Source organism: Paenibacillus sp. JJ-100, assembly GCF_948329825.1.
Lineage (GTDB): Bacteria > Bacillota > Bacilli > Paenibacillales > Paenibacillaceae > Paenibacillus.
Map to the genome: position 1 here is coordinate 755,398 of NZ_CAOJCM010000001.1, position 22,635 is coordinate 778,032.

Sequence of the window (22,635 nt, forward strand, 5' to 3'; positions counted from 1 at the left end):
CTATGATTAGAATTCGTAAAAACGTCAAGCAAGGTGCCCCAACCTTCAATGCTATTGGACATAGCGGTGTGTCTTTGGATCAAGTGAGTAAATATTTTGGCAAAATCAAGGTTTTGGATCAAATTAACGTCAATATAGATGCAGGTGAGTGTGTTGTGCTGGTCGGTAAAAATGGGTCGGGCAAAAGTACATTGCTGCGTATATTAGCTGGGGTGTTACTGCCTGATAGCGGTAGAGTGGGAAAAACGAACAGTCCTCATATGTATGCCTCGGATGTTCTCCCGCGCTTGCCATTCACAGCCGAAGAGTATCTATCTCATATGGGGCGCATCCGTGGCATCGACTCCAAGCAGCTAAGCCAGCGTATACAAGAGTTGAGTAACCTCCTATCTCTGGATAGCGCAATGGATCAGAAGCTCCCATTTTTATCGAAAGGCACGCTGCAAAAGGTAAACTTGGCTCAGGCTTTGTTACCTGGTCCAGGCGGACTGTTACTGCTCGATGAGCCTCTGTCGGGTTTGGACATTTCCGCTCAGGAGGCACTTACAGCTTTGCTTGAACAGTGGAAACAAGCGGGTACAACGATCATCACGATCTGTCATGAACCTAAACTGGTAGAACGCGTCGCAGATCGTGTCCTCTTACTACGGGGAGGATGCATATCCAGGCAATGGACTCCAGAAGAATTGCTTTTGTACACCAGTCCATCCGTTGTTCACATTCAAGGGCGAAGTCTGACGGAGCAATCAACTCATGCGATCTCTAAACTGGAAGAGCAAGATGGAGTTCTATCTGTTACTTCTCATCCCGATTCTTCTCATGTACATGAGGTTTATTGGGCCTGGAAAGTTGCAAGCTATGCTTCAGACCAGATTCTTCGTGCTATTCTAGAAGCAGGGGGTTCCATCATTTCAGTACATCAGGACCAATCTTCACTTCGAATGGAAAGTCTGCTGGAGGAGGAAGCGTGATGTATTTTTTATGCCGATACTTATTACAGCATCATCTTCGTTCACAACGATTTTTTGCACCTATGGTTATATATGTGACTACTGTGCTATTGTTTTACTCTTACAAGCCTAATCCGATTGCAGACAGTTACAGTGTTACCGCCATGTTATTATTTTGGGGAGCAGCCTGGCTGGGATTGATGGTTATGAATACAGAGCCGGCAGGACAGATGCAATTACTCATTGTACATACGGGAAGCAAGCGAAAAATTGCAGCAGGTCAAATCATATGTGCCTGGATTATGGCGTTATCCCTCACTGTATTTACCGTATTGTATCCAGTTTTATTCGGAATGTTCGACCGGCGACCTACTGCCAATGAATGGATTATGACGTGGTCGGGACATTTGGTTTTATCTATGCTTGGCATCAGTATCGCGGTGTTTTTCCAAAAATCATACATATCTAAAGTTAGCCGTAGTATGCCAGCACTGATTATGGTGTTAATCATTTCGTTTATCCAGGTATCTCTGGCCGAGCAATTGCCAGAAGCGTTGCGCTGGATTACAGGTATCTTACCGCCTGCATTTTATCTTGTGCAAGAGATGATGAACTCGGAAACGATGATGCAGTCTTCATATTTTGGCATCGTAATATGGAATATGGTCTACGCTGTGGTGTTACTCCTCATTCATTTTGGATGGTTGAACCGCAGAGAGATCCGTAGTTAACCGCTCCCCTTTCCAGCAACTTGAATGTTGCTTGCGCTTTGGTTACGATAGAAGCATAATAAACAGTCAAGACGCACGGATGGAAAGGAGCGCTCGCTTATGCAAAACACGGATTTCCAGAATGGTTTCATGCTGGAGAGCGAACACTCCAAAGAATTGTTTGCCTATTATGGTTTGGCCGTATATTACGGACAGGCAATGGAGCAACAACTGGTTAATCTGATCTTGCTAACCAAAATGTCTCAGGGAAAAGCGATGTCCGAGGAAGAGTTAGAGGAGCTGTACGAACGTAAAATGAGCAGTTCACTGGGACAGCTGATCCATGAGGCACGTCACCATATTACCTTTTCAGAAGAAGACATAATTCGATTGAATGAACTATGGCAGCAGCGAAATCGGATTGTACATCATTTTTTCAAAGAACGCATTCATGAAACTTTTAGTCCGGAAGGTCGGACACGTATGATCAAAGAATTGAGTGATTTCAAAGAACGTGCGCAGGAACTGGAGGTTACGCTCCACCAGTATACGAGTGAATGGATAGCAGAACTGGGATTAAATGATGAGTCAGCTGAAGCATGGGCTGCGCTGGAACGAATGCAAGCTGCGATTTTTCAAGAACCTTATCCGGATCCGGATGAGACAAAATGAATAGTAGCCGGTCCGTTAAACGCAGCAGTATACCTCGAACCAAACGTGGAGTGCTGCTAGCTGTTCTATTTATTACTATATCCTTTATCATTTGGACAGGCATCACAGCGCAAGGCATTCTCTCGTCTATGCATGAAAGTTCAAGCAGGTCCTCGAATGCGGCTATTGTGCTAGGTGCTGCAGTGGAGGGAGAGAAGCCTTCACCGGTATTTCGTGAACGGATTGAGCAAGCTATACGATTGTATACATCGGGAACGGTACGTAACGTCATTTTTACAGGTGGCTCCAGGAATGAAGCTGTACCCGCAGAAGCCTATGTAGGAAGGAAGTACGCTATTGAGCATGGGGTGAGACCCGAGCACATTCAGATAGAGACCAAGTCTATAACAACCCAAGAAAATCTGGAATATTCGCTCGAGATCGGGAATAGGGAAGGGTATCGTACGTATACGATAGTAAGCGATCCGCTACATATGAGACGTTCTATGAAAATGGCAACAGAAATGGGCATGGACGTTGTCCCCTCACCAACACAGACCACTGCGTACAAGAGCCGGAGCACCCAAATTCCTTTTCTTCTAAGAGAAACAGTGATGTATATGGCGTACACAATGAAAGGCTGGAAATAGATACAACATGACATGTTCTATCTCAATAGAAAACCCGCCCTGACAGGAACCAGAAGGTGACTGTGTAGAGCGGGTTATTTTATTTGTTATTTTTATATCGCAAGTAACGACACCACGACTGAACTTAACTACAGGCAGAAGCTGCTAAAGGTTACAAGTTTCCTCCTGCTAGTGATGCCGAAGCAGTGCTAAAGGCATCCCCTGAACGCGTCGAACTGTCGATCATCGCTCCATCTTGAGCACCTTGCTGCAACTGATACATTTTAAAGTAACGGCCTTTCAGCCCCATCAATTCCTCATGCGCACCTTGCTCCACAATACGTCCACGATGCAGTACTAGAATCTGATCTGCCGAACGAATGGTTGATAGACGGTGAGCGATGATGAAGGTGGTACGTCCTTTTTTGAGGACTTCGAGTGCATTCTGAATCAGTGCTTCCGTTTCGGTATCAATGTTGGCGGTTGCTTCGTCCAGAATAAGGATCGCCGGATCGAAAGCGAGTGCGCGTGCAAAAGAAATCAGCTGTCGCTGTCCGGCAGACAATGTGCTGCCTTTTTCGACGACGGGTTCGTCGAAGCCTTGGGGCAGATGTGCCAAAATACGCTCTGCACCAACATCACGCAAGGCCTGCTCAATTCGTGCCCGGGAGATTTTCTCATCACCCAGACTCACATTAGAAGCAATGGTACCTGTGAACAGATACGGATCTTGCAGTACAATACCCATATGCTCCCGAATCCACTGTTTAGGTAATTCCTTGACGTTTTGTCCGTCAATCGTAATCTTACCTTTTTGCGGATCATAGAACCGGAACAGCAGATTAATGATCGAACTTTTACCGGAACCCGTGTGGCCCACGAGAGCGACAGTTTGACCCTGCGACGCTTTGAACGAAATGTTGTTCAACACATAATCTTTTTTATATGCAAAGGACACATCGTCAAAGACCACATTTCCTTTGTATCTCGGCATCGATCCGTCCGTAACCGGTTCTCCTTTTTCATCCATCAGCTCAAATACACGACCGGCGGAGACAAGAGAAGAGTCCAGATTCGCCAGCTGGTTCACCATACCGATGATCGGCTGGAACAGACGACCCAGAACATCGACAAAGGCATACAGCACACCGAGAGAAATAATACTTGTGCCTGTTATCGCTCCTGCACCGAAATACCACAGCACCACGGCAAAGGCGATATTCCGCAGTACATTCACCAGGTTATGAGAGGTAAAGGCGTTCAAGTTCAGCATCTTGTTCTGATGTTTCATATAGTCTTCATTCAGCTCTTCGAATTCTTGTCTAGTCTGTTTCTGACGGCGGAATACACGAATAATGGACATGCCCTGAATGGATTCGTTAATGATCGCATTAATCTCACTCAGTCTGGAGCGAATGATCGTGTTGTAACGGGTAGCGAACTTGCGATAGAGCACAATCCACGCAATGAGCATCGGTACAACGAACAGCGAGATCAGACCCAGACGAACATCGAGCAGGAAGAGAGCGACATACACCCCTGTAATCGTAATGATGCCTGAGAAAAAGTTGGATAGAACCGCCACGAACAAATCTTTGACGGCCTCGGTATCATTGGTCACCCGGGATACGACCTTACCTGCGGGCAGGTTATCAAAAAAGTTCACGGGCAGACGCTGAATGTGCGCATACACATCGTTGCGAAGCCGCTGAATGACCTTGTTGGCAGAGGATTGCAGCCAGAAGGTTTTACCGAACTCCATAATAACGGAGATCACCAGAAAAATCAGATAATACACAATCAATTGATAGATGCTGGGCATCTCGGGTTTGTAAAAGGCAAAGAGTTCACCGGCCGACAGCGGCACCGCCGCGTATTGTCCAACGACTTCGCCTGCACGAGTCACCGTCAAGGTTCCGTTCGCATATGACCGGTCACCGTCAGGAGCACTCACGGGCTCGTTGACGAAGTAAAAGCTTTTGCCGGCTTGCAGCACACGTACCTCGGCTCCTTTACTCTCATCCGGTGCAAATAAACCTTCACGTTTATAGTTTTTTCCTTGGTACACGGCGGCTTCTTCCGAAGCAGACGTTTCATAAAATGGCTGCTCAATTGCAAGCAAGTGATTATCAATCATGGATTTGGCGATGAAGGGTCCAGCGAGTTCAGCTGCAACACCAATCGTCAGCATGATTAAGGCAGCGATGAACGTGCCTTTTGCTTTCAAGGCATATTGAAGCAGCCTTTTACCTGTATTGGACTTCAATGCGTTGACCTCCTATGTGGACAGATTGGACTCAACCTGTTGCCGTTCATATTGTTCACGGTACCAACCATTCTTGGCTAACAACTCCTGATGAGTACCTTCTTCCGTAATTTTACCGTGCTCCAGCACGATGATCCGATCAGCATGTTCAATTGCGGACAAGCGGTGAGTCGAGATCAGTGTGGTTTTACCAGCACGTTTGTTGCGAATATTTTCAATGATTTTGGCTTCCGTTCGTGCATCCACAGCAGATAGAGCATCATCGAGAATGAGGATGTCCGGATCAGCGATAAAGGCCCGAGCCAGTGATACCCGTTGTTTTTGGCCACCTGACAAAGCAATGCCTTTCTCACCTACGAGAGTATCGAGACCGTCAGATAACGTTCCGAGATCACCGTCAAAGGCAGCGGTGCGAATCGCTTCCATAATGACTTCATCGGACGCATTCGGTTTACCGAATTGAATGTTCTGACGAACTGACTTGGAGAATAACACTTGTTCTTGTGGGACATAACCAATCCAGCTGTGAAGATCATCCTTGGCAATGTCCTCAATCGAATGTCCTGAAATGCTCAGTGTGCCTGATCCAGCAGGGTATTCGTGTAGCAACTGTTTCAGTAAGGTGGATTTACCGCTTCCGGTACGCCCTACAACACCTAGGGTCTGCCCACGCTGAAGGGTAACATTAATGTGACTGAGATTATCTACAGTAGAGGTTGGATAACGGAAGGTTAAATCGTTCATGACGATTTCATCCGGCTGCGCTATAGAAACAGGGTTTTTACTGTCCTGCACCGCAGGTTCTACGGATAACGTTTCGTTAACCCGATCCAGAGAGGCGCTACCGCGCTGCATCAGATTAATTAACTCCCCAATGGCAAACATTGGCCAGATCATCATCCCCAGATACATGTTGAACGATACGAGGTCTCCCAGGGTGATTTCATTGTGGAAAACAAGATAAATGCCATATGCCAGCGCAATTACATAACTTAGTCCAACGAATAGTCGAATGGTGGGTTCAAACAGGGCATCCATTCGGGCGACAGCCAGGTTTTTGCGATATACATCTTCGGTGACGTCAGCGAACCGTTTCTCATCCAGACGCTCCTGAACGTACGCGCGTACAACCCGGATACCTGCAATGGACTCCAGTACTTGATCGTTCATATCGCCGAAGGCATCCTGTGCCAATGTGTAACGTTGATGTACAGCCTTACCATAGATCATCATGGCGATGGCGATAAAAGGAAGGGGTAGTACAGCAGCCAAGGTTAACTTCCAGCTGACAAGGAAACCCATGGCGAACAGCACGGTTAAGAGAAATGCTGTTGAGTCTGTTAAGGTGAGCATACCGAAACCTGCGGTTGTTGCAATGGAACGAAGATCATTGGTAGCCCGGGCCATGAGATCTCCAGTTCTGTTTTTTTCAAAAAAGGGCGGCGTCATCCGCAATAAGTGATCCATAAAGCGGGAGCGCAGTAACCGTTCTACAAGGTTGGCTCCTCCAAACAATTTGTGCATCCATATGTACGTGATCAGATAGATGATAATTACTGTGCCGAGAATGAGTAAAATGTAAAACGTTAAAGAAGTGCCGGTAATGGAGCCGCGTACGATTTCGTCGATGGCGTTCCCCAAAAGGCGCGGGGGCAGCAATTCGGCAATGCCCACAAGGATGAGCAAAATGACACCAATCAGGTATCGTTTGCGTTCCAGCCTGAAGAACCAGGCTAGATTTTTAAGTACAGAGAACAAGTGTGATCCCTTCCTTTCAATTTCCCAAAAATGTAGAATTTCGTTCAAAATGACAGTAAAGCGTACCAAAACCCACTTCAGACCACAAAAAAAGACACACCGCACGCACGCGGTATGTCTTGATTCTTCATACGGCAGCATGACTCCGAGAGCAGAGCCGCCGCCGTACATAAGATATTTGTGAGCGAACTTCGCAGGAGTCTGATAAAAAAACGACACCTGAAGTATGCTGTCTTATGAACGGATGAATGATTTCGGGGATACTCCGGTATTTAATTGTGTGTGCATATGAACCAGCTTATGACTGTTAAACACCGTAATCACCCTTTCTCGTTAATGGAAATAAATGCAATGTAGACCTCGTATGTTTGCATCTTACCACCGCATTTTACAATCTGTCAAACATTTTTCACAATTTCATATGGCCCCGGGTGAATGACAAGGTTTGTATTCAAGTCGATGTAGCGATATGATGTAACATATATATAAAAGGAGCTGACATCATATGAGTACCATACATGTATCCGAACAAGCAGCTAGCTGGTACAAAAGAGAGTTGAACCTGAACGAAGGAGATAGCATCCGCTTTTTTGCTCGTTATAGCTCTGGCGGTGGTCTACATCCGGGGTTCTCGTTGGGCATCGCTGTAGAAAAGCCTAATCATCCTGCGGATCAAACCGAAGTGGCTGGCATTCAATTTTTTATGGAAGATCATGACTACTGGTATTTGAAGGGACATCAGCTTCATGTGGATGTCGTTGATGAAGGCCAAGATATTGAATATCGTTACACAGAGGTGTAATAAGATCCGCCTTTTTATAGGAGGAGGGATGAGGAGTGGATTTGCCAGCACGAGATATAGGCCAATATATTGCTAAACGTGCACATATTGTCGTCAAAGCCGCTATAATAGCCGCGAATGAACAGGGTGAGTTGCTGCTCATTAAGCATGCGGAACAAGGAGACTGGCGGTTGCTCATTGGAAATATGCGTCCTGGCGAGACGATTGAAGAGGCTGCCCATCGTGAACTCTGGGAAGAGACGGGATGGAAGGCGGAGCTGATGCATTTCGAAGCGTTGTACTCTGGTCCGGAGCTACGGCAGATACATGCCAATGGGGATGAAGAATACGATGTTATTGCCTTGTTCAAAACTCGAATTATTCAGGATCATCTCGTCCAAACTCGGGTGAATAGTGATGCCGGATTGAAGTTTTTTGACCGAAATGCATTGCCTCCTATGAATGAAATAAGCATGATGTTACTAACACAATCCGGTTTAAGATCTTAAGGTGGGAATATTAGATTCTGTAATACCACAAAGACCTCGACTACTACGATAAAGTAGAAGTCGAGGTCTTTTGGCATATGCGTTTGTTGAACTATACTTGATCCAGTGGCTCATCATCCATTGCAAAGTCAAAATCATCAATATCAAACACTTGTACAGGCGTTTCGGATTCAATGATTCGGGCAATCAATTCCACTTGATCGGTCAAGATCGGAATGCCCAGACGTTGGGATGTAAGAATGAGTTCTGTCTCAATCGGGTCAAAGTACTCTCCATATTGTGCTGTATCCATCGCGTTAACAATTGTAATCGATACTTGGTTACCAAACAAAATGGAAGGGCTTTTTGCCCACGGCACCGATAAGGCACGTTCAATTTTCTTTTTGTTCAACGGCTCCTCAAAATATGAGATCAATTCATTGATTTTAGATTTAACGTGCTGGTCATCAGCTGGATTATCCATCATGGGATCAGCACTGCTCTGAAACTCATATAGTTCAAGGATGGTGGTATAAGGAACGATATATTGCACAGGCGCCGGCGGCGCAAGTAATTGACCGTAGATAGCCACCATCACGGCTTCGGTAACAAAGGGACGTGACATGGTTCCTGAATCCTCCTGAGGACGATAAACGTCGTGAAGTACTGAATGAATTCATCTGACAAGGAGAGAAGGATATTCATTCCTGCTGCAAATGCATGTACCTGTTTGCTTGAATAGAAGTATAGCACACAACGGTGGGAAATACAGCCAGTAGCAAAAGCGAACATGCGAACATTGCTATTCAGGATTTGCCTAACAGTAAGGACAGGATGCCTGCTGCAATGAGAGGCCCTACAGGTACACCTTTAAACAATGCAACACCAAGAACCGTACCGATCAACAAACCTGCGACGACTGTAGGCTGTGTGCTCATCAGTGTAGCCCCGCGTCCACCCAGGTACGCAACAAGCAATCCAACGCCTATTGCGAGCAGTGACTTCCAGTGCAAGAACGATTCACCGATGGTCTGCAGACTCATTTTCCCACTGGCGAGAGGTGCCATAACACCAATGGTCAAAATGATGATACCCAGCGTGAGCCCGTATTTCTCTAGCCAGGGGAACGCTTCATTCAAGTTCAGCACACGGAGCAACAGTAAAAATACCATTGCAACAGTCACTGGTGTATTACTGCTGATGATACCGAGCGCCGCGAACACAAGCAACAGGAGGGAGGTCATGTCCATCGACTTCATTGCTCCTCAGACTGAGCACGCTTTTTGCTAATGATGTGTTCAGCGATGTAACGTCCGTGCCAGCGTCCTGACTCGATAAACACTTCATTGGCATTGCGCCCGGAAGCGATAACGCCTCCCACATAAATGCCGGGTACACTGCTCTCCATTGTCTGTGGATCATATAACGGTTTATCCATGTCCTCTGACATTTTTGCGCCTATGGAAGTGAGTAATTTACGATCTGGCCTGAATCCAGTCATTGCGAGCACAAAGTCATTCTCCAGTTCGCTCTCCGAACCATCTGCATGAACAATACGGATCGAATCATCCAGAATCTCATTAACACGTGAACCGAGATGCAGTGTGATGTGATTTTTCTGAACCATACTTTCGAATAATGGACGAACCCAAGGTTTGATATGCTCAGACAGACCCGTACCGCGGTAGACCATATCGATATGAGCACCCACGCGGACAAGCTCCATAGCGGCATCAACGGCTGAGTTACTTCCACCAATGATGGCTACACGTGTGTTGGTGTAAGGATGAGCCTCGCGGAAGTAATGCGTAACTTTGTCCTTGTCTTCACCTGGGATGCCCAGGTAATTCGGATGATCGAAATAGCCGGTTGCCACGATGACATGACGTCCTTGATAAACGATCGTTTCTCCGCGCCGGTTCACCGTATGTACCTCAAAGGTGCCGTCTTCTTGGCGCTGGATCTCACGGGCTTCCTCATAATTATGAATACGCAGGCCGAAATGTTCGGCTACTTTGCGATAATAGGCAAGTGCTTCATAACGAAACGGCTTGTCATTTGGGGTACTGAAAGGTACGTTTCCGATTTCAAGCAGCGCTGCTGTACTGAAGAACTGCATATGTGTCGGATAAAGGTAGATCGATTGCACGATATTGTGCTTCTCAATAATGACAGCGGACAATCCTACCCGCTCACATTCAATGGCAGCGGACAGACCGCATGGTCCTCCGCCAATAATGATGACATCTTCCATGTTCTTAATCCTCCTTCATTACAAACAATATAATCCTACCGTAAATAACACATCAATGCCAGTTCTGACGCGAAAGGCAATGTGGTAAAAATCAAAAAGGAATTGAATTGACTTCGAGAGAGTTAAAGACTAATATCAAATTAGATGTTTATCTAATTAAATGTGAGGTGTACAATGATACAGCTGGAGAAGATTGTGGCCTATCACAAAGCTTTGGCAGATCCAACCCGGCTTCGTATGCTTCTGCTACTGTCGGAAGGAGAATTACATGGACAAGCGCTGGCAGAGCGTCTCAATCTGTCGCAACCAACAGTGACACATCATGCTGCCAAGTTGAGAGAAGCTGCGCTCATTCAAGAACGACGAGAGAAGAATACGGTATATTTTACATTGAATCCTTATTTTATTCGTGAATATGCGCAGGCTTCGGTTGATTTTATATTCAAAAGAAAGGACCACTCCGATATGACAGACGTTAATGAGACGCTGAAAGCGTCCATCATGAGGAATTTTTTCTCCAAAGACGGGCGGCTCCGTCAGATTCCTGCACAGTATAAGAAAAAGCTAGTTGTGCTTGAATATTTGGTGGAGCAATTAGAGTTTGGACGCAAGTACAGCGAGAAGGAAATCAACGCGTTTATTCAGAACTATCATGAGGATTTTGCAACCCTTCGCCGGGAGTTTATTATGCATCAGTTCATGTATCGGGAAGACGGTGTATATGAGCTGAATCCGCGTGAAATGTGGACGAGATGGGATCAGGTAAAATAGAGGCAAGTACGGGTACCAATAAGAACGGGCTTGACAAACGCACAGAAGACTGTGTAACATGATGGCATATTCTACAAGGGAGGCGATGTTAATGACAAATCTAACGGCATTATACGTGGAATTGAATAAGAACAGCGTCTCCGGAACGGATCAAGGTATATCGATTTAGCTATAATTGGGTAGAGATACTCATTTTTGCTGAACGATAATTAGACCTTCAGACAAAGTCACGGGTGACGTACCTGTGGCTTTTTTTGTGTACCAAAAGGGAGTTTCAGAGCCGGGATAACGGAGGAAGAGTTTGAGAACACGTTATTCACTGTGCTTGGGGGCTCTCCTTCATTCGGATAACTACGAATTGCCGCGGGTATGAAGACATGCTCGTGGCTTTTTGGTTTGGATCTGTAAACGGAGATGCAGGGTGAATTCGTGAATTTGAATGAAAAGAACAAAAAGAACAAAAAGAACAAAGTGAATTAGCAACATCTTTTAACTTGAAACGTGAACGAATTAGGAGGAGTTTTTATTTTAAATCAACGTACTGAAAAGTTTGGTATTAAACACTATGGTTGGACAGCTGATTGGGAGAAGCGGTGGTCTGATGAACAACTCGAACTGCCATCCAGACAGCCTGCTCGAATTATTGCCGATCACGGACATATGCAGCGTCTAATTACTGCAGAAGGAGAATGTTGGGGCAAGATGTCAGGAAGAATGCGGCACGATAGTGTGGAGACAGGAATTGCGCCAGCTGTGGGCGATTGGGTGGCGGTGGCCCACGAACCAGGAGAGGAAGCGATTATTCATCACCTGTTACCACGTCAGAGTCGTGTATCCAGACAGGCGGCTGGACCGGTAACCAAGGAACAACTCATTGCTGCAAATGTAGATACCCTGCTCATCGTTGCTGCGCTTAATCATGATTTTAATCTTAGGAGACTTGAAAGATATGTGTTAATGGCCTGGAATGGTGGTGTAAGACCCGTTATCGTTCTGAGTAAAAGCGACCTGTGTGACGATGTGCAAGAACGAATCGCTCAGGTGGAGGGCATTGCACCTGGAGTGGAAGTACTGGCGATCTCTGCGGTCGAAGGTAAGGGGAAGGAAAGGCTGGAGAATTATCTGAAACCCGGTCTAACCGTGGCACTCACAGGCTCTTCCGGCAGCGGAAAATCTACACTAGTCAACTGGATGATGGGTAAGGATGTGCAGATTACGCAAGCCGTTCGAGAAGGGGACAGTCGGGGTAGACACACAACAACTCACCGGGAGATCTTTGTGCTACCGCAGGGAGCTGTGTTGATCGATACGCCGGGGATGCGCGAACTTCATCTCTGGGACGAAGGAGAAGGAGGCCTTTCACAGGCTTTTGGTGAAATTGATGAACTGGCGGTTGCCTGCAGATTTATCGATTGCACTCATACGAAGGAACAAGGCTGTGCAGTGAAAGAGGCCATTGAAAGCGGTGAACTGGATCAGAAGAGATTGAATAATTTCTTGAAGATGCAGAAAGAACTGCAATTTCAGCGGCGTAAGGAAGAATTCGCGTCAAGGAAGCGAACCGCATCAAGCAAACCACCCAAAACGCGCAAGCCGAAGCATGCCCGCCGGGGTAACGATTGGGAACAAGACTGATATTGAACTGAGCCGGGGCATCGGCATCTATCTTGCATAGGATAGGGCAGGAGGGATGTCGAGATGCCGAATTACAGAATCATTGTGGACTTGTCCGACCATATGTTGTATCTCCTGGATGGAGATCAAGTGGTGAAGGGGTATCCGGTTGCCACAGGCAAAATGCTTACCAGTACGCCAAGCGGAGAGTTTACAATCATTAATAAACAAGAGAATCCTGGGGGGCCTTTTGGCGTACTCTGGATGGGTCTGTCCAAACCCCATTATGGCATTCATGGAACCAACGAACCTTCGTCCATTGGTAAATCTGCGTCGCATGGCTGCATACGTATGTATAATTCAGATGTACTGGATCTGTCCTCCGAGGTATCTGTTGGAACCCGAGTTACGATCCGGCCGTAGGCCGGATTATATTTTTCATCAAGCCACAAGTGATGGATCAACTACCCGATTAAATGTGGAAGGGTTATAACCTTAGAGAGAAAGGGAGTAGAATGCGATGAACATCAGACGGGCGCTTGATCGGGATGCACAAGGCATCGCATATGTACATACAGAGAGCTGGAAGACAACATACCGCGGAATCATGCCAAATTATGTTTTAGATCATTTGACTACAGAGTCCCGATTACCTCAGTGGGAGCGGCAATTACACGCTGGCGAAAAAGATCAGATTTTGGTCGTCGCTGAGGATGGATATGGGGAGATTGTCGGTTTTGCCTGTGGAGGTAAGGAACGTGAAGGTAAATTGCCCTATGATGGTGAACTATACGCTATTTACCTATTGCAGTCGTATCAGCAGTCTGGGATAGGAAGACAACTCGTTAAGAGAGTGGTTCATCATCTCCAGATGTGCGAGATCGGAAACATGGTCATTTGGGCTTTGGAGCGAAATCCGGCGTGCCGCTTTTATGAAAAAATGGGCGGTTTACCTGTGCATACACAATGCGTTCGTATTGGGGATAAAGATCTGGTAGAGATCGCTTATGGCTGGTCTGATCTTACTTCTTTTGACATCTAATTGAATTCAAAATTAGACTCCAAGTCGTCCAATCCAGCTATATGAATGCCATTTATCCGTTTGCCGACCTTCGAACAAGGTTAATGAATGAGACATCGTTTTTTTATGTACATTCTAATCTGAAGATCGGAGGCGTACGTAATGACATTAGTGGAAAACCAACATAAAATGGGAACCTGGACGAAGCAGTATATAGCTGGCAAGTGGGTAGAAGGTTCGGGTGAGAAAATGCTGGAGAACATAAATCCCTATACAGGTGAAGTCATCGCTACCTGGCGTTCTTCCAGTCCAGATGATATCGATCAGGCGTATGAGTCTGCTAAAAAAAGTGCAGAGGAATGGAGTGCAACCTTGCCATCCGTCAAGGAAGGCGTTTTACGTCAAGTATCGTCCCTGATGGACGAACGAAAAGAAGAGATTATTCAGCTCCTCATTACGGAATCAGGTAGCACCCGAATTAAAGCTGAAGCAGAATTTGCCGCAGCGAAGCGTATTGTGGACGAATCATCTTCTTTTCCTTTTCGAATGAAAGGGGAGTTGCTTCCGTCTAACACCCCGGGCAAAGAAAATCGGATAGTCCGTGAACCTAAAGGTGTCATCGGTGTTATAGGCCCTTGGAATTTCCCCTTGCATCTATGTTTGCGTTCCGTCGCACCAGCGATTGCGCTGGGCAACGGTGTAGTTATCAAACCGGCTTCGGATACGCCAATTACAGCAGGTTGGTTAATTGCTGATCTTTTTGAGCAAGCGGGTCTGCCTGAGGGTGTACTCAATGTTGTCGCAGGAAGTGGCAGTGAGATTGGAGATTATTTTGTGGCACATCCCATTCCTAAGGTGATCTCTTTCACAGGCTCCACGGAAGTAGGGAGAGGCATCGGAAAACTGGCAGGTGAACACCTCAAAGAAACTGCACTGGAACTTGGCGGCAACAATGCCATGATCGTTCTGGAAGATGCGGATATCGAACATGCAGCACAGGCAGCTGTATTCGGGAAGTTTTTGCATCAGGGTCAGATCTGTATGGCGCTGAACCGCATTATTGTGCATGCTGATGTATACGACGAGTTTCTGAAATCCTTTGTGAGCAAAACAAAAAACATACAAGCTGGAGATCCGTCTGATGAGAAAACACTCGTAGGGCCGCTGATCCGGAAAAAGGAAGTGGAACGCCTGCTTGAACTGGTGGAACAAGCCAAAGATGAAGGGGCGCAATTATTGCTTGGCGGGACGCATCAGGAAGGTGTGCTCATGCCAACGGTGCTTGCAGACGTGAAACCGGAACAAGATATTGTACAGCAGGAACTGTTTGGACCGGTCGCTGTCATTATGAAAGCGAAAGATGAACAAGAGGCTATTCAGCTGGTGAATGATACTCCTTATGGTCTGAGCGGTTCAGTATTTACAGGCAATCTGGAACGTGGATATCGAGTGGCACAGCGGATTGAATCTGGTATGGTGCATGTGAATGATCAATCGGTGAATGATGAGGCCCATGTCATGTTTGGCGGAGAAAAGTCGTCCGGTATCGGTCGTTTCGGAGGAGATTGGGCGATTGATAAATTCACACGAACACGTTGGATCAGTTTGCAACACCAATATCGGGAGTATCCGGGTGTAAAATAAGTCGAATATGCATGAATCAGAGATGAAGGTAGTGGCCCTTCTGAGCTGGTTCGCGATGAAGCGACAAGAGCCGCATGAAGTCCGTCTCAACTGTGTTGGGACGGGCTTTTGCATGATTTTACATCAAATAAAATATACGATCTGAATGGGGTCAAAAAGTTGTTTGGACAGGCGTGGTTATGGTTATTTATGGATACACGGAACGATGTTGCTCCGTAAATATCATGGCAAAGGGGCTTATAACTTATGTCCATTGACCGTTTTATATTAAGGAAATTAAATACCTGTCAGGAAGAGCATACACGAGCAAATTTGGTGAGATTGTTTGTCATTCGAATTCGGAAAGCAGAGATTGCGGAAGAGAGTGATCCATCCTATGTGCTGGAGAAGATGCAGTAAGCACTGGAAAGGATGGTCGCCGGTGATCGGAATTGCCACAGAAGTTGCTGGGCCTGTATTGGTGTTCAAGTATATTTTGATGGAGGATTTACCACGAAAAATGAACGAAAAAAGGAAGCTTGTCCCTAAAGGGAAGCTTCCTTTTTCATAGTTAATGTGTAAACGAAGAAATGAAGCACTCTTCTCTCCACTTTTAATATAAAGATAGAGCGAGAGAGTCGTTTTCACTGCGGCTGTGCAGAATAGCTTCGCCGCCAACAATTTCAATACTAATCAAAGAGTGCAGACATTTTTGTAAAGCGCGTTTACCGTTACTGATTTTATGCTCAAGGGCACTACTCAGCAATCTCAATGTTTTTTGCACAGGTTGTTTGTTTTCTTGATTAAAATATACTGGGATTGACTTGTTTTGAAATGTTATTAGAGTTCTCACTTGAAATCACCTCACGAGAGTTATTTCATACACGTTATATTAAATACCAATGCTTAAAATTACCTTAAAAATAGCTTATGAAAACATAAAGCTCCATAAAGTTTGAAAAGTGTTCACAATTCAATTGTGGGCAAAGGAATGAAAGTCCCAAACAACCTTTTTATTTTACTTTAAATGGTAAATAACATGAGGTTTTCGCATCTTTGCAAATTTTAAAATGAAGAATGACACGAAAGTTCTGAGTCAAATGTACGATATTTCAATATATACGTGGGTCGTATGTAACAAAATTACAGCAGGTACGTTGCAAACAAGGGTTTTATATAAGAAAATAGGATGGAATAACGTTTCATATGCTTTTTTTTGATTTAATCTGACATTAGGACAATTTACATATGAGACCTTGGGAGGGATTCACATGATTCTAACCGTGTATTCCGGCCGGGAAGAAGGCGAATGGTTCGACATTGAAGTTCCGGATGAATGCACCATTGAACATTTAAAGACGTTGCTCGGTGTACGGATATTTGGACAGGCGCCGGGAGATGGCATTCAGTATATATTAGAGGCTAAATTTCCGGAGGGGTTATGGTTTACACCTCAGAACACTCAACAGTTAATGGAGACTGGATTGCGCCAGGGAAGCTGTGTACGTGTGCAACGTGCTTTTTCAACGACTTCTGAAGAGGCCCCGATCTATGGAAGACGCTCTCTGTTTCAACAGGAGAGCAACGAATCGTGATGCGCGGCGTATCTTTCATCAAATGAATTACTAATAAAGGAGGTCTTTTCTTCGTGAATGTGTTATATCAGCGTTCTCCAAGAATGACACCGGTTCTGAAGGAGGAGACCTTAGAAATTCTAAGGCCGCCTACTGAACCGAACAAACCTACGTTTTCTATGATTTCTATTGTAGTTCCCGTTATAATGACAATGGTCAGCATCGGTTTCTACGTATACATCAATGTGACTGGCAAGATGGGTAACAGCACTTATATGATGTTTCAGATGATGACGGTGATGATGATGCTTACTTCATATACCATCCCGTTCTTTGTATATCTGAGCAACAAAAAAGCTTATCGCAAAAAAATTGAGGAACGTAAAGCGATGTATCTCGCACAGTTAGACAAACACCGTGAAGAACTGAAAGAAGCACAGGCGGAGCAGGTGAAAAGCCTTCATGAGATTCATGGTGATCCTGCAGTATGTCTGCAGGTTGTGAAGAATCGACACAGTTCCCTCTGGGAGCGATCACCGGAAGATGATGATTTTTTGCAGGTGCGTGTCGGCACTGGAGAGGTTCCGTTCCGCATCAAGCTACAGGTTCCTCGGATTGATGGATATGAAAAGGACGAATTGATTGAAGCTGCTCATGAACTCGCCGCTGAGTTCCAGACGGTTCCTGATGCCTCGATTACCTTGCCTCTATTTGAGTCCAAGGTGATGGGGCTTGTAGGTGATCGAGAGGAGGTCTTGGCTTCACTGCGAGTGATTGTCTCTCAACTCACGGTAAGGCACTCACCCGATGAACTGAAACTTGCTGCTTTTTATGAAGAAAAGGAAACGAAGGAGTGGGAATGGCTTCGCTGGTTGCCGCACATCTGGGATGAGGATCAGGCACAGCGATACATGGCCGACAGGCACAGCAGTGCGCACCAATTAGCGGACAGCTTGTTTTCCGTGCTGAATCGTCGTCGTAACAATAAGGAAGACCGCTACAAAAAAACAGTGCAAACGCCATGTTATGTGGTTATTCTGTCCGATACTCAGCTCATAGAAGAGGAGCCATTGCTTCCGTTGTTGCTGGAAGCTGCACAAGAGATTGATGTGTGCACGATTGTACTGGCGAACCGCAAACAGTCACTACCGATGCACTGTCAATTAATTATGGAGGCTTCTAAAAACAAAGGCGTTTATATCAAAAAGACGGAAGATGCGGACGTTATTACGCAGACATTCAAGCCGGATGTGATTTCGAAAGAGACAGCTGAGGCTTTATCCCGTTATATGTCGCCGATTCGTCTGAAGCGTTCTTCCGCTTCAGAGATACCGCAAGTGCTACCTTTGTTCGATATGCTTAGCACTTCACGGGTGGAGGATTTGGACGTTGTATCTCGCTGGGAACAAACCCGATATCCCGATACACTCCCTGTGCCTATGGGGGTAAGGGCCGGCGGCAAAAAGATATCAATTAACTTGCACGATAAGATTGAACGCCAAGGTCATGGTCCGCACGGGCTGATTGCAGGAACAACCGGTTCAGGTAAAAGTGAGGTTATTCAATCCATTGTTGCTTCCTTGGCCGCCGAGTTCCATCCGCATGATCTCGCCTTCATGTTAATCGACTATAAGGGTGGAGGTATGTCCAACACCTTTGTGGATCTGCCACATGTCGTAGGCACCATTACGAATCTGGATGGCAATCTGATTGAGCGTGCGAATATTTCACTTCGAGCCGAACTGGTCCGAAGGCAGAAAATATTAAATGATGCAGGTAATCTGCAACATATCGATGAGTATTACAAAATTTTACGCTCCAGACATGAACAACCGTTGCCACATCTCGTTATTATTATAGACGAGTTCGCTCAATTGAAACGCGACCAGCCAGAGTTTATGGATGAGCTGATCAGTATTGCGGCAATCGGTCGAACACTGGGCGTTCACCTTATTCTGGCAACGCAAAAGCCAGCCGGGGTTGTAGATGATAAAATATGGAGTAACTCTCGTTTTCGCATCTGTCTTCGCGTACAAAGCGAGGGAGACAGTAGAGATATGATTAAAATCCCGAACGCTGCTTGGATTACCAAGCCTGGTCGAGGTTATTTCCAGGTCGGCAGCGACGAAGTATTTGAAGAGATGCAGTTTGCTTGGAGCGGTGCACCGTACAATCAGCAAGAGGATACAACAACGGTGCTGCCTGTTATGGAAGTACGCTTGAATGGTAAACGTGAGCCCCTGTTGACGGGAGAACGAAGAGCCGTTCTTAAGGGAGAAGATGTACCGAAACAGTTGCAAGTATTTATTGATTATGTAGCTAAAGCTGCTGCTGATGCGGGAATCGAACGTTTACCAGGACCGTGGCTCCCTCCGTTGCCAGAGACGCTAGAGCTGGATAGTCTGCATGACTGGAAACAGGATACAAACAGGGACAACCTGCTGGACGGGGGAGTTAATGGTCTCAAACCATTGGTCGGTATGCTGGATGACCTGCCGAATCAAAGGCAACTGCCGTTAGCTATGCCTATGGATCAAGGTCACTTGGTGATCTATGGTATGCCTGGTCTTGGCAAAACCACCTTCGTCCAAACGTTACTGATGTCTCTTGCGCGTTCGGATCAAACCGAGCCGTGGAACGGATATATTATTGACATGGGTCGGATGATGAAGGACTTCGCCGGGCTGCCACAGGTTGGCGGGGTGATGATGGCAGAGGAGGAAGACCGGATCAAGCGGTTGTTCCGTTATATTATGAAAATCTCTGCCCAGCGCAAAGATATGATCTCCGAAGCAGGTGTTAAAACAATATCAGCTTATCGCAGAACTGCGCACGCTGTAGTTCCGCAAATTGTAGTTGTTATTGATGGATATATGTCGTTCCGTAATGCTTATCCAGATGAGAACGAATTGTTGGAAACTATTTTACGAGAGGGCGGAAGCTTAGGGATTACCTTCGTGCTTACCGCTAACCGCGTAACGGATATTTTCGAAAAATTCAGAAGTAATATACCCAATGCAGTTTCATTTGAGCTGTCTGATCCAAGTGATTATTATTATGCTGTCGGACGCCCTTCGAAAGCTCCAAGCCAGCTGCCGCCGGGAAGAGGTCTTGTAAAAGGACAAGTACCTCCACTAATGTTTCAGACTGCGCTACCAGCTTCTGGAGCTGACGAAGGCGAACGCTCATCGGCATTGCGGCGAACGATTGCAGCGATTCGCCAGGAGTGGACGGGTGAGGAAGCGCCTCAGATCGCACCTCTTCCTGAGGAAATTCAGCTCAAAGATTTATTAGTTCGTACAGGCTCTTTCGGTAAAGCGTGGGAAACTTCCACAGTAAACGTTCCGGTGGGACTGCTTACAGACGATCTGGAGCCGTTCGAGCTAAATTTACGTGAAGGGCCTCACTTCTTGGTGGCAAGTCCAATGGAAGGTGGGAAAACGACCTTTCTGCTAACATGGATGTTGTCCCTGGCTTATCATGCTTCACCTGAGGATGTGCAAATATACACCGTAGATATGAGATATGGCTCAGGTGGATTGGGTGAGATCAGCAGTTTGCCCCATGTCCGTGGACATGTGTCTAGAGAAGAACAACTTGCACCTGTCATCCAGGAGTTGTACGATGAAGTTCTGAAACGTGCTGAGATTACTGGAGGATCGGAGATCGTGCTTGTCATTGATGATGCCGACACGTTATCCAAACAACTCAATGATTTTAATGTAAAAGATCAGCTTGGTGTTATTGTTCGTCAGGGAAGAGACCGGGGGATTCATGTCATTCTATCTGGGGTTCCGGCAGATTTCCCGACGTTCGGTTCCGATTGGGTTAGCGATGTAAAAGCATCTCAAAGTGGATTACTCTTAGGGACTTTGGACCCTAATGATCTCTCGTTCTTCCGTATACCTTATTCAGAATCTGGGGGTAGTGCTGGTGGGCTGAAGGTACTGCCACCAGGTCAAGGTTATTATATAAAACGTAAATATTCCAGGGTTAAAGGTGCAGTTCCTTGTGATAGCAGCTGGAAAATGAATAATTGGATTTCAGAAATTCGTGACCGATGGCATGTTGTAGTTTGAGGGGAGGTGGCTCATAATGTTGACGGTTCATGATTCTAAGCAAAAGGTAGTCACGCTGAAGATTAAGGAACTATTTTTCCTTGCAGGTATTCTAGGTTCAGATCGCTTGCTTGGTGTGGAAGACCCGTTCCGCGGTTATATGGCAGAAGATATTGCTGTGGAGTGGGAGCGTGTCAAAACCTCCTTGCTGGAGAAAGGGTACTTGGTGCAAGATCAAGATACCCATGAGCTGATCATGACACCAACCGTTTTTTCCAGAGTAGCCATTGCCGGATTATCCGATCGAGCATGCTGGCTCCGCTATACGATTGATGGCAAATCGTATGAAAGTTATATACACTGCACCGATGAACGTGTTGTTGAAGTGACCCGTGCCGTGGATGTACCTGATTCGTTTACTCTGAGTGATCTGGGAAATGTTCGTGAAGCCGTCGCTGTTCTGATTGAACGGATGAAGTGGAGCGGCCAATCTCCGATGGAAAGACCGGCACTGATGTGTTCCAAGAAAAAGTTTTATGAAGTCATGAATGGTCTGAAAGGCTGTGAAGTGCAGACCGTGGCAGAAGAGCTCTCTCAGGAAACGAATGATCCTGAAGGCTCCCTTGCATTAGCACGTTGTCTGGTCAACAAGCAAGCTGAAGGAGAGTTCAAGTTGCTCGTATGGAGACAGGATGGATGGCAGTCACAATCGGCGGCATTTACGGCTAGCACGGTATCTAACTGGTTATTCCGAATGAGTACAAAAGCTTCGGACGATTGGCTTGTTGCTGCACTAACAACAAAAGAACAGTTTCACGAAATGCTGCTGGACTGGCTTAAACAGCCTGCAGAGGAAGAGGAAAGGTGATGGAAAATGCGCATTCGTGTGGAACCGGATGTGCTTCGGGCACTGAGCAGGCAGATTCAGTATGCAGCGGAGCGAATACAGCAAAAGATGACAGTGTTGGATCAGGCAATTCATTCGTTGGAATGGGATGTTGAATCCCGTGAAGCGGTGATGAGCGAATGGAATCGCGGCAAACGACTGGGTGAAGAAGCCCTCCGTCGTTTGATGGATTTAAGTGCACAGCTGGGACGCAAGGCCTTATTGTTCCAACAAGCAGATATGGAGTATCGATCTGTGCTGAGTCATGTCAATATGGTCTACGGTAATGCGGTCAATATGATGAATGTTTTTCAGAGTAATCATAGCGGTGAGATCCTGCCTGCACATGCTGCTGATGTAGCTGTTGTATCCGATCCTCTTTCGGCCATAGCGGCTGTGTATCGAATACAGGATGCTGCTCCGCCTGACACTTCTCCCGCTACTCTTGTTCAAGCTATGCAGCCTGAGCCAGTGGCTTGGAGATTCAGAGACCCTTCTTATCAAGAAAGAAGAGGAATTGAACCTGTAGTTTCATAAAGCATGAAATAAATGTAGGGCAGCTGAACGAAATTTCATGTGTAAATAGTCTGTTAGTTGAAGT

The 22,635-nt window shown here is 46.1% G+C and carries 22 protein-coding genes; 16 read left to right on the forward strand and 6 right to left on the reverse strand.

What is annotated here, in order from left to right:
• Positions 1-2: 2 nt before the first annotated feature.
• The 4 genes from PQG66_RS03735 to PQG66_RS03750 all read left to right on the forward strand — a co-directional run bounded on the left by PQG66_RS03735 (position 3) and on the right by PQG66_RS03750 (position 2,961).
• Entirely contained in the window at positions 3-971 is a 969-nt protein-coding gene (locus PQG66_RS03735) for an ATP-binding cassette domain-containing protein (RefSeq protein ID WP_272035269.1), read from the forward strand.
• Positions 971-1,681, forward strand: a complete 711-nt coding sequence (locus PQG66_RS03740; RefSeq protein ID WP_272035271.1) for a hypothetical protein — start codon at positions 971-973, stop codon at positions 1,679-1,681. Before PQG66_RS03735 ends, PQG66_RS03740 begins: the two co-directional genes overlap by 1 nt.
• 99 nt (positions 1,682-1,780) lie before the next feature.
• Positions 1,781-2,332, forward strand: coding sequence for a hypothetical protein (locus PQG66_RS03745; protein ID WP_272035273.1), 552 nt, complete (start codon positions 1,781-1,783; stop codon positions 2,330-2,332).
• Complete coding sequence (locus PQG66_RS03750) at positions 2,329-2,961, forward strand: YdcF family protein (RefSeq protein WP_272035275.1); 633 nt, start codon at positions 2,329-2,331, stop codon at positions 2,959-2,961. Before PQG66_RS03745 ends, PQG66_RS03750 begins: the two co-directional genes overlap by 4 nt.
• 151 nt (positions 2,962-3,112) lie before the next feature.
• Here the strand turns inward: PQG66_RS03750 and PQG66_RS03755 are convergent, their stop codons facing one another.
• Both PQG66_RS03755 and PQG66_RS03760 read right to left on the reverse strand, forming a co-directional pair.
• Positions 3,113-5,206, reverse strand: a complete 2,094-nt coding sequence (locus PQG66_RS03755; protein ID WP_272035278.1) for an ABC transporter ATP-binding protein — start codon at positions 5,204-5,206, stop codon at positions 3,113-3,115.
• Positions 5,207-5,218: 12 nt separating this feature from the next.
• Positions 5,219-6,964, reverse strand: a complete 1,746-nt coding sequence (locus PQG66_RS03760) for an ABC transporter ATP-binding protein (protein WP_272035280.1) — start codon at positions 6,962-6,964, stop codon at positions 5,219-5,221.
• 505 nt (positions 6,965-7,469) lie between these two features.
• Between PQG66_RS03760 and PQG66_RS03765 the strand changes: the two genes are divergently transcribed.
• Positions 7,470-7,766: a HesB/YadR/YfhF family protein gene (locus PQG66_RS03765; RefSeq protein WP_272035282.1), complete on the forward strand. Its 297-nt coding sequence runs from the start codon at positions 7,470-7,472 to the stop codon at positions 7,764-7,766.
• A 35-nt stretch (positions 7,767-7,801) separates the two neighbouring features.
• Positions 7,802-8,254 carry an NUDIX domain-containing protein gene (locus PQG66_RS03770; protein WP_272035284.1) on the forward strand — a complete coding sequence of 151 codons (453 nt, stop codon included), beginning with the start codon at positions 7,802-7,804 and terminating at the stop codon, positions 8,252-8,254.
• Between the two features lie 91 nt (positions 8,255-8,345).
• Here PQG66_RS03770 and PQG66_RS03775 read toward each other — a convergent pair whose 3' ends face one another.
• The 3 genes from PQG66_RS03775 to PQG66_RS03785 form a co-directional block, all read right to left on the reverse strand.
• Positions 8,346-8,858, reverse strand: a complete 513-nt coding sequence (locus tag PQG66_RS03775) for an ADP-heptose synthase (RefSeq protein ID WP_272035286.1) — start codon at positions 8,856-8,858, stop codon at positions 8,346-8,348.
• 181 nt (positions 8,859-9,039) lie between these two features.
• Entirely contained in the window at positions 9,040-9,483 is a 444-nt protein-coding gene (locus tag PQG66_RS03780) for a DUF441 domain-containing protein (RefSeq protein WP_272035288.1), read from the reverse strand.
• A gap of 5 nt (positions 9,484-9,488) precedes the next feature.
• Complete coding sequence (locus PQG66_RS03785; RefSeq protein ID WP_272035290.1) at positions 9,489-10,487, reverse strand: YpdA family putative bacillithiol disulfide reductase; 999 nt, start codon at positions 10,485-10,487, stop codon at positions 9,489-9,491.
• 177 nt (positions 10,488-10,664) lie between these two features.
• Here PQG66_RS03785 and PQG66_RS03790 point away from each other — a divergent pair, with 177 nt between their 5' ends.
• From PQG66_RS03790 to PQG66_RS03815, 6 genes are all read left to right on the forward strand, one after another.
• Positions 10,665-11,258, forward strand: a complete 594-nt coding sequence (locus tag PQG66_RS03790) for a DUF2087 domain-containing protein (RefSeq protein WP_272036452.1) — start codon at positions 10,665-10,667, stop codon at positions 11,256-11,258.
• A gap of 501 nt (positions 11,259-11,759) precedes the next feature.
• Positions 11,760-12,893 carry a ribosome small subunit-dependent GTPase A gene (gene rsgA, locus PQG66_RS03795; protein WP_272035292.1) on the forward strand — a complete coding sequence of 378 codons (1,134 nt, stop codon included), beginning with the start codon at positions 11,760-11,762 and terminating at the stop codon, positions 12,891-12,893.
• 63 nt (positions 12,894-12,956) lie between these two features.
• The gene (locus PQG66_RS03800; protein WP_272035294.1) at positions 12,957-13,295 is read left to right on the forward strand and encodes a L,D-transpeptidase; all 339 of its coding nucleotides are present in this window, start codon (positions 12,957-12,959) and stop codon (positions 13,293-13,295) included.
• Between the two features lie 97 nt (positions 13,296-13,392).
• Complete coding sequence (locus tag PQG66_RS03805; RefSeq protein ID WP_272035296.1) at positions 13,393-13,914, forward strand: GNAT family N-acetyltransferase; 522 nt, start codon at positions 13,393-13,395, stop codon at positions 13,912-13,914.
• Between the two features lie 141 nt (positions 13,915-14,055).
• Positions 14,056-15,537 (forward strand): aldehyde dehydrogenase family protein, encoded by a 1,482-nt coding sequence (locus PQG66_RS03810; protein ID WP_272035299.1) that lies wholly within the window; start codon positions 14,056-14,058, stop codon positions 15,535-15,537.
• Between the two features lie 246 nt (positions 15,538-15,783).
• Positions 15,784-15,936, forward strand: coding sequence for a hypothetical protein (locus PQG66_RS03815; RefSeq protein ID WP_272035301.1), 153 nt, complete (start codon positions 15,784-15,786; stop codon positions 15,934-15,936).
• 193 nt (positions 15,937-16,129) lie between these two features.
• On the opposite strand, the gene PQG66_RS03820 is transcribed toward PQG66_RS03815, so the two are convergent.
• The gene (locus PQG66_RS03820) at positions 16,130-16,369 is read right to left on the reverse strand and encodes a hypothetical protein (protein WP_110892980.1); all 240 of its coding nucleotides are present in this window, start codon (positions 16,367-16,369) and stop codon (positions 16,130-16,132) included.
• Positions 16,370-16,787: 418 nt separating this feature from the next.
• On the opposite strand from PQG66_RS03820, the gene PQG66_RS03825 reads away from it, so the two are divergent.
• From PQG66_RS03825 to PQG66_RS03840, 4 genes are read left to right on the forward strand one after another with little or no spacing between them, the layout of a single operon-like run.
• Positions 16,788-17,111 (forward strand): hypothetical protein, encoded by a 324-nt coding sequence (locus PQG66_RS03825; protein ID WP_272035303.1) that lies wholly within the window; start codon positions 16,788-16,790, stop codon positions 17,109-17,111.
• A 53-nt stretch (positions 17,112-17,164) separates the two neighbouring features.
• A complete protein-coding gene (gene essC, locus PQG66_RS03830) occupies positions 17,165-21,169 on the forward strand; it encodes a type VII secretion protein EssC (RefSeq protein WP_272035306.1) in 4,005 nt (1,334 codons plus the stop codon).
• A gap of 16 nt (positions 21,170-21,185) precedes the next feature.
• Positions 21,186-22,016 carry a hypothetical protein gene (locus PQG66_RS03835; RefSeq protein ID WP_272035308.1) on the forward strand — a complete coding sequence of 277 codons (831 nt, stop codon included), beginning with the start codon at positions 21,186-21,188 and terminating at the stop codon, positions 22,014-22,016.
• A 6-nt stretch (positions 22,017-22,022) separates the two neighbouring features.
• Positions 22,023-22,571, forward strand: coding sequence for a WXG100 family type VII secretion target (locus PQG66_RS03840; RefSeq protein WP_272035310.1), 549 nt, complete (start codon positions 22,023-22,025; stop codon positions 22,569-22,571).
• The last annotated feature ends 64 nt before the right edge of the window (positions 22,572-22,635 follow it).